The sequence below is a fragment of the Novosphingobium sp. genome (assembly GCF_049240505.1).
Classification (GTDB): Bacteria; Pseudomonadota; Alphaproteobacteria; order Sphingomonadales; family Sphingomonadaceae; genus Novosphingobium.
Genome location: NZ_JBMLSM010000191.1, coordinates 1 through 6250, shown reverse-complemented (window position 1 = coordinate 6250; position 6250 = coordinate 1). Strand labels below are relative to the sequence as shown.

Below are 6250 nucleotides of genomic sequence, written 5' to 3'. Positions count from 1 at the left end.
ACCTCGTAACACTGGGTGTCGCCTTAGCTCGTAAAACTGGGTGTCCATTGACAGCCCGTTGGCGCGCCGCCTGCTGCGATACAACCGGAGTTGCCATCGTTGCCCCAATTTGCGGGCAGGGGGCAGACGATCCAGCTTGTCGCAGCGCTTAGCCCGGCTGAGGCAGAAGCACATTGGCAAGGCATGGTTGCCCGCCATCCCGAACTCGCCGGTTTCCGAAAGGTTGTAGTGCCAGCGGTTGTCGGGACGCGGCGGTACTGGCGCCTGCGGGCGACCGCACCGGGCGCACACGCCTATTGCGCATCGCTGCGGCGCGCCGGGCAGGATTGCTTTAACGTCAGTTAGCTTGTCGGCGGTGGTGCGGGCGGTTGCTGCGGCCATGATTCGAGCGCCGGGTCGATCATTGCCCATGCAGGGGCGTCGTCCGTCCAGATTACCGCTTGCGGGGCGAGGCCGTGGGGTTCGTCGATCACGCCGAAGCGCACGGTCTTGAGGTGCATTCGCGCTGAGCTTTGCGCGTAGACCTGCGTGCCGCATGATGGGCAGAAGTGGAAGGTGAGGGTGTTGCCGCTGGCGGCGGTCCATGATTTGTGGGCAAGGGGGCCGTTGATGGTGACGTCCTCGCCTTTGAAGATGGCATTGTTGGTGGGGCCGCCCGCCGCGATCTGCTGACACTGGCGGCACCAGCACTGCCGCGTGCCGACCGGCTCTCCGGCGATGGTCAGCGTAAGTGCGCCGCACGCGCATTGTCCCGTATAAGGGCCGGTATCGGGCATTTCGGGCTTGTCCTTTCGTGGTGCACGCAATTGGGTATTGTTAGTGTTACATACAATTGTTTATGGTGCATCCAAACGGAGAGGATAACACCACCATGCTCAAGCTCTACTCATTCGGTCCCGCCGCCAATTCGATGAAGCCGCTGCTGACAGTGTTCGAAAAAGGGCTGGACGTGGAGAAGCACCGGCTCGATCCGGCGAAGTTCGAACATCATACTGACTGGTTCAAGGCGATCAATCCGCGCGGCCAGGTGCCGGCACTTGTCGATGGCGGGAAGGTAATCACCGAATCGACGGTGATCTGCGAATATCTTGAGGACGAGTATCCGACCGAAGTCTCCTTGCGTCCGGCCGACAGCTTTGGCCGCGCGCAGATGCGGGTGTGGACCAAATGGGTGGACGAATACTTCTGCTGGTGTGTCTCCACCATCGGCTGGCACCGGTACGTTGGCAACATGGTGAAAAGCTATAGCGACGCCGAGTTCGAGGAGAAGGTGAAGGCCATTCCCGTGATCGAACAGCAGGTGAAATGGCGGCGCGCACGCGAAGGCTTTCCGCAGGACATGCTGGACGAGGAAATGCGCAAGATCGCCTATTCCGTGCGCAAGCTGGACGACCATCTGGCCGACAATGAATGGCTGGTGCCGGGGCAATATACTCTGGCCGACATCTGCAATTTCGCCATCGCCAACGGGATGCAGTTCGGCTTTGCGGAACTGGTCAACAAGGCTGACACGCCGCACTTGCTGCGCTGGATCGAACAGATCAACGACCGGCCTGCGGTGAAGGCGATGTTCGCGCAGGTGGAACTGGAAAAGCTTGGGCCGCGCGAGTGACGCGGCGTTCTAAGCCCCCTCCTCTTCAGAGGAGGGGGTTGGGGGTGGTGTTTTGCGTTTCAGGATTGAAGAAGTTTTGAAGGCACCACCCCCGGCCCCTCCTCTAAAGAGGAGGGGGAAGGCCAAGCTTCTCTTGGCGTCAGTGCCCCGGACGGCGCGCCATGAAGGCGAGCTTTTCGAACAGCATGATGTCCTGTTCGTTCTTGAGCAAGGCGCCGTGCAGCGGGGGGATGGCCTTGGTCGGGTCGCGGTTCTGCAACACGTCGAGCGGCATGTCCTCGTTCAGCAGTAGCTTGAGCCAGTCGAGCAGTTCGGACGTGCTGGGCTTTTTCTTCAGGCCGGGCACTTCGCGGATTTCGTAGAACACTTCCATCGCCTTGGCGACGAGGGTCTTCTGGATGCCGGGGAAGTGGACGTCGATGATTGCCTGCATCGTCTCGCGATCGGGGAACTTGATGTAGTGGAAGAAGCAGCGGCGCAGGAATGCGTCGGGCAGTTCCTTCTCGTTGTTCGACGTGATGACGACGATTGGGCGTTCTTTCGCCTCGATCCTCTCCTGCGTTTCGTAAACGTCGAAGCTCATCCGATCGAGTTCCTGCAACAGATCGTTGGGAAACTCGATATCGGCCTTGTCGATCTCGTCGATGAGGAGGACGGGCAGGCGCTCGCTGGTGAAAGCTTCCCAGAGCTTGCCCTTCTTGATGTAGTTGCGGATGTCGTGGACGCGCTCATCGCCCAACTGGCCGTCGCGCAGGCGGGCAACCGCGTCGTATTCGTAAAGACCCTGCTGCGCCTTGGTGGTGGATTTCACGTTCCATTCGATCAGCGGGGCGTTTACGGCTTTGGCGATTTCATGCGCCAGCACGGTCTTGCCGGTGCCGGGTTCGCCCTTGACCAGCAGCGGGCGGCGGAGGAGGACGGCGGCGTTGACCGCGACCTTGAGATCTTCGGTGGCGACGTAATTGCTGGTGCCTTCAAAGCGCATCGGCGATTCCTGTGTCTTAATCGTTTGGTTAAGCGATAGGGCGCGGGTTTGCGCAGCGCAAGAGGCTTGGTTGGCTGACGAATACGTCAGGAGTTTGTGACGTTATTGACGTTCGCGTCAGATATGTGCGTTGTTGTTGACTGAACCGTCAGGAAAGATCGGTATCAAAGTGTCGCTGATCACGATGGCACGACGGTGCTCGATTGCCCGGAAGCATGGCGGCGTGTAGTCGAGCGAACAATGGTTCCGTGGCGCATCGATCCTTTGAGGCAAGGCTATCAGGCGTCGCCGCGCGAGCGGGCGGGGTCGTTTGTCTTTGCCCTCGTGGCCAGTGCGCTGGTGTTCCTGATCATGTGGAAGATGGGTGCGGTGACGGGGTTCGGCGGGGGCGAGAGTGCCCGATTGACCGCGATCGATCTTTCCGACGAAGGGCAGGACAAGACGAAGGCTGCGGAAAAGCAGCCCGAGCAGAAACAGGCAAAGCAGGCGACGAACGCTGAAGCCATGCCGGTCCAGCCTGCAGCAGCGCCGCCAGCTGTGCCGATTCCGGGCAAAGTGCAGTGGCCTGAGGGATTTATCGAGCTATCGCGCAACGATTATCGCGCGGGCGATATCTCCCAGATGAAGCGGCAGGAATCAGGCGGCGGTGCGCCATCGGGCGGCGGCAGTCCTGGAGATTCGGCCAGTCTGGGGCAGGGGCCGGGCGGGGTCCGGCTCTATGCAGCACAATGGTATCGTGAACCGACCGACGCCGAGATCGGGCCTTACCTGCCGCAACGCCGGATGCAGGGCGATTGGGCGATGATCGCGTGCAAGACGGTGGAGAAATACCACGTTGAGGACTGCCAGGAACTGGACGAAAGCCCGCCGGGCTCTGGTCTTGCGCGGGCTATTCGGCAGGCATCGTGGCAATTTCTGGTGCGGCCCCCGCGCGTGAACGGCAAGCCGCAGGTGGGGGAATGGGTGCGGATACGGTTCGATTTTCGGCCGAAGAAGGGTGCTGTGGGCGAAGACCTCAATCTTTGACAATAAGCGCGCAAATTTGTATTTAAATGCGCATGGCCCAGATGAACATTTCTATCCCTGACAAGCTGAAAGAGTGGATTGAAGGCCGCGTGGCCGATGGTTCGTTCGCAAGCAGCAGCGATTATGTGCGCGATCTGGTGCGGCAGGATCAGCGTGATCAGCAGAAGCTGGAACGGCTGCGGGCGGAAATCGAACGGGGCCGGGCTTCGGGCGTAAGTGACACGGACCCGTTCGAACTTCTGGAAGAGCTACGGGGGCGGGCGCGAGCAGCCGGACGCGATGCGGCTTGAACAGAGCTGTCTTGCAAAAGCGGACTTGGAATCGATTTTCGAATACGGCTTATTGCACTTTGGCTCTGACCGGGTGTTGGCCTACCTCGATCACATCCAGAGCCGATTCCAGAAGTTATTGGATTATCCCCGCAGTGGCCGGATCGAGCCAGACTTGTCGGGAACCACGTATTCAACCTCATGCGAGGCGCACCGCATCTACTATGAACTAACAGATGATACGATTGTCATCGTGCGAGTGTTGCACAAATCTATGGATGTTGGACGCTGGATCGGTTGAGGCACGCGAACCAAACAAATCGCTGCAAGGGCCACAGACCTAAGCATCAATCAACTCAGGATCGATCTCGCTCGCCCGGTTCTGGATGAACATGAAGCGTTGCGCCGGGTCGCGGCCCATCAGGCGGTCTACCAAGTCCTTCACCGCCGCGCGGCCTTCGTATTCCGGGGGCAGGGTGATGCGGATGAGGCTGCGGGTGGCGGGGGCCATTGTGGTTTCACGCAACTGGCCGGGGTTCATTTCGCCAAGGCCCTTGAAGCGGCCGACTTCCACTTTCTTGCCCTTGAACTTGGTGGCTTCCAGTTCGGCGCGGTGCGCGTCGTCCTTGGCATAGGCCGAGGTGCTGCCGCTGGTCAGGCGGTAGAGCGGGGGCTGGGCGAGGTAGAGGTGGCCGCGCCGGACGAGTTCTGGCATTTCCTGAAAGAAGAACGTCATCAGCAGTGTAGCGATGTGCGCGCCGTCAACGTCGGCGTCGGTCATGATGATCACGCGGTCATAGCGCAGCGCATCGGGATTGCAGTCCTTGCGCATCCCGCAGCCGAGCGCCAGCCCCAGATCGGCGATTTCCTGATTGGCGCGGATCTTGTCGGCCGTGGCGCTGGCAACGTTGAGGATCTTGCCGCGAATGGGCAGGATCGCCTGCGTCTTGCGGTCACGCGCCTGCTTGGCGCTGCCGCCTGCACTGTCGCCTTCGACGATGAACAGTTCGGTTTCACCACTGCCTTCGCCGCTGCAATCGGTGAGCTTGCCGGGCAGGCGCAGCTTGCGGGCGTTGGTGGCGGTCTTGCGCTTGACCTCGCGTTCCGCCTTGCGGCGCAAACGGTCGTCCATGCGCTCCATCACCGCGCCGAGCAGGGCCTTGCCGCGCTCCATATTGTCGGTGAGGAAGTGGTCGAAATGGTCGCGCACGGCGGCTTCGACCATGCGCGCGGCTTCGGGGCTGGTGAGGCGGTCCTTGGTCTGGCTCTGGAACTGGGGGTCGCGGATAAAGACCGAAAGCATGATCTCGCTACCGGTGATCATGTCCTCAGGCGCGATGTCCTTGGCCTTTTTCTGGCCGATAAGATCGGCGAAGGCGCGGATGCCCTTGGTCAGCGCGGCGCGCAGGCCCTGTTCGTGCGTGCCACCATCGGGGGTGGGGATGGTGTTGCAGTACCAGCTGTAGGAACCGTCCGACCACAGCGGCCAGGCGATGGCCCATTCGACACGGCCATTTTCCTCACCATTCGGGCCGAGCGGGAAATCCTGACGGCCCGCAAACGGCACCGAGGTGACGCATTCGCGCCCTGAAACCTGTTCGGCAAGATGATCGGCAAGGCCGCCGGGGAACTGGAACACGGCTTCGGCAGGCACATCATCACTGGCCAGTGAGGCTGCGCATTTCCAGCGGATTTCGACCCCGGCGAAGAGGTAGGCCTTTGACCGCACCAGCCGAAACAGGCGGGCGGGTTTGAACTTTGCGTCGGCTCCGAAGATTTCGAGATCGGGCACGAATGTGACCTGCGTGCCGCGCCGGTTGGGAGCGTTGCCGATTTTCATCAGCTTGGTAGTCGGGTTCCCGCGCGAAAATTCCTGCGCGTAAAGCTCCTTGTTCCGGGCAACTTCGATGCGCGTAAGGGTGGACAGCGCGTTGACCACCGAGACGCCGACGCCGTGCAGGCCGCCCGATGTGGCATAGGCCTTGCCGGAAAACTTGCCGCCGGAGTGCAGCGTGGTGAGGATCACTTCCAGCGCGGATTTGCCGGGATATTTGGGGTGTTCGTCAACCGGGATGCCGCGTCCGTTGTCCGAAATGGTCAGCCTGTTACCTTCTTCAAGCATGACTTCGATGCGATTGGCATGGCCTGCAACCGCTTCGTCCATCGCATTGTCGAGCACTTCGGCGGCGAGATGGTGCAACGCGCGCTCGTCCGTGCCGCCGATGTACATGCCGGGGCGGCGGCGGACCGGTTCGAGGCCTTCGAGAACCTCGATCGCGGAACCATCATAGCTTTCAGCGGAGCTGGTGGCGGGGAGCTTGTCGAAAAGGTCGTCGGACATGCGAACGGGTATAGAAC

Annotated in this window: 8 protein-coding genes; 5 read left to right on the top strand and 3 right to left on the bottom strand. The window is 61.0% G+C overall.

Annotated elements, in window-relative coordinates; translation table 11 throughout:
- The first annotated feature begins 99 nt into the window (after window positions 1-99).
- Window positions 100-345: a hypothetical protein gene (locus ACOVQ0_RS15440; protein WP_421886332.1), complete on the top strand. Its 246-nt coding sequence runs from the start codon at window positions 100-102 to the stop codon at window positions 343-345.
- Here the strand turns inward: ACOVQ0_RS15440 and ACOVQ0_RS15435 are convergent.
- A complete protein-coding gene (locus tag ACOVQ0_RS15435; RefSeq protein WP_421886330.1) occupies window positions 342-776 on the bottom strand; it encodes a GFA family protein in 435 nt (144 codons plus the stop codon). The genes ACOVQ0_RS15440 and ACOVQ0_RS15435 overlap by 4 nt on opposite strands.
- Window positions 777-871: 95 nt before the next feature.
- On the opposite strand from ACOVQ0_RS15435, the gene ACOVQ0_RS15430 reads away from it, so the two are divergent.
- Window positions 872-1612, top strand: a complete 741-nt coding sequence (locus ACOVQ0_RS15430) for a glutathione S-transferase family protein (RefSeq protein ID WP_421886327.1) — start codon at window positions 872-874, stop codon at window positions 1610-1612.
- A 139-nt stretch (window positions 1613-1751) separates the two neighbouring features.
- On the opposite strand, the gene ACOVQ0_RS15425 is transcribed toward ACOVQ0_RS15430, so the two are convergent.
- A complete protein-coding gene (locus tag ACOVQ0_RS15425) occupies window positions 1752-2597 on the bottom strand; it encodes an AAA family ATPase (RefSeq protein ID WP_421886324.1) in 846 nt (281 codons plus the stop codon).
- 240 nt (window positions 2598-2837) lie between these two features.
- Here ACOVQ0_RS15425 and ACOVQ0_RS15420 point away from each other — a divergent pair, with 240 nt between their 5' ends.
- From ACOVQ0_RS15420 to ACOVQ0_RS15410, 3 genes are read left to right on the top strand one after another with little or no spacing between them, the layout of a single operon-like run.
- Window positions 2838-3623, top strand: coding sequence for a hypothetical protein (locus tag ACOVQ0_RS15420; RefSeq protein ID WP_421886321.1), 786 nt, complete (start codon window positions 2838-2840; stop codon window positions 3621-3623).
- Window positions 3624-3655: 32 nt separating this feature from the next.
- Window positions 3656-3913 carry a type II toxin-antitoxin system ParD family antitoxin gene (locus ACOVQ0_RS15415; RefSeq protein ID WP_421886318.1) on the top strand — a complete coding sequence of 86 codons (258 nt, stop codon included), beginning with the start codon at window positions 3656-3658 and terminating at the stop codon, window positions 3911-3913.
- On the top strand, window positions 3903-4193 hold the full coding sequence (locus ACOVQ0_RS15410) for a type II toxin-antitoxin system RelE/ParE family toxin (RefSeq protein ID WP_421886315.1): 291 nt from the start codon (window positions 3903-3905) through the stop codon (window positions 4191-4193). Before ACOVQ0_RS15415 ends, ACOVQ0_RS15410 begins: the two co-directional genes overlap by 11 nt.
- A gap of 39 nt (window positions 4194-4232) precedes the next feature.
- Here the strand turns inward: ACOVQ0_RS15410 and parE are convergent, their stop codons facing one another.
- Window positions 4233-6233, bottom strand: a complete 2001-nt coding sequence (gene parE, locus ACOVQ0_RS15405) for a DNA topoisomerase IV subunit B (RefSeq protein ID WP_421886335.1) — start codon at window positions 6231-6233, stop codon at window positions 4233-4235.
- Window positions 6234-6250: the final 17 nt, after the last annotated feature.

What these genes read in the sequence shown, in the direction of transcription:
- ACOVQ0_RS15410 (WP_421886315.1), top strand. Translation starts at nt 3,903, where the DNA reads ATGCGGCTTGAACAGAGCTGTCTTGCAAAAGCGGACTTGGAATCGATT.
- ACOVQ0_RS15430 (WP_421886327.1), top strand. Translation starts at nt 872, where the DNA reads ATGCTCAAGCTCTACTCATTCGGTCCCGCCGCCAATTCGATGAAGCCG.
- parE (WP_421886335.1), bottom strand. Translation starts at nt 6,233, where the DNA reads ATGTCCGACGACCTTTTCGACAAGCTCCCCGCCACCAGCTCCGCTGAA.
- ACOVQ0_RS15425 (WP_421886324.1), bottom strand. Translation starts at nt 2,597, where the DNA reads ATGCGCTTTGAAGGCACCAGCAATTACGTCGCCACCGAAGATCTCAAG.
- ACOVQ0_RS15435 (WP_421886330.1), bottom strand. Translation starts at nt 776, where the DNA reads ATGCCCGATACCGGCCCTTATACGGGACAATGCGCGTGCGGCGCACTT.
- ACOVQ0_RS15420 (WP_421886321.1), top strand. Translation starts at nt 2,838, where the DNA reads ATGGTTCCGTGGCGCATCGATCCTTTGAGGCAAGGCTATCAGGCGTCG.
- ACOVQ0_RS15415 (WP_421886318.1), top strand. Translation starts at nt 3,656, where the DNA reads ATGGCCCAGATGAACATTTCTATCCCTGACAAGCTGAAAGAGTGGATT.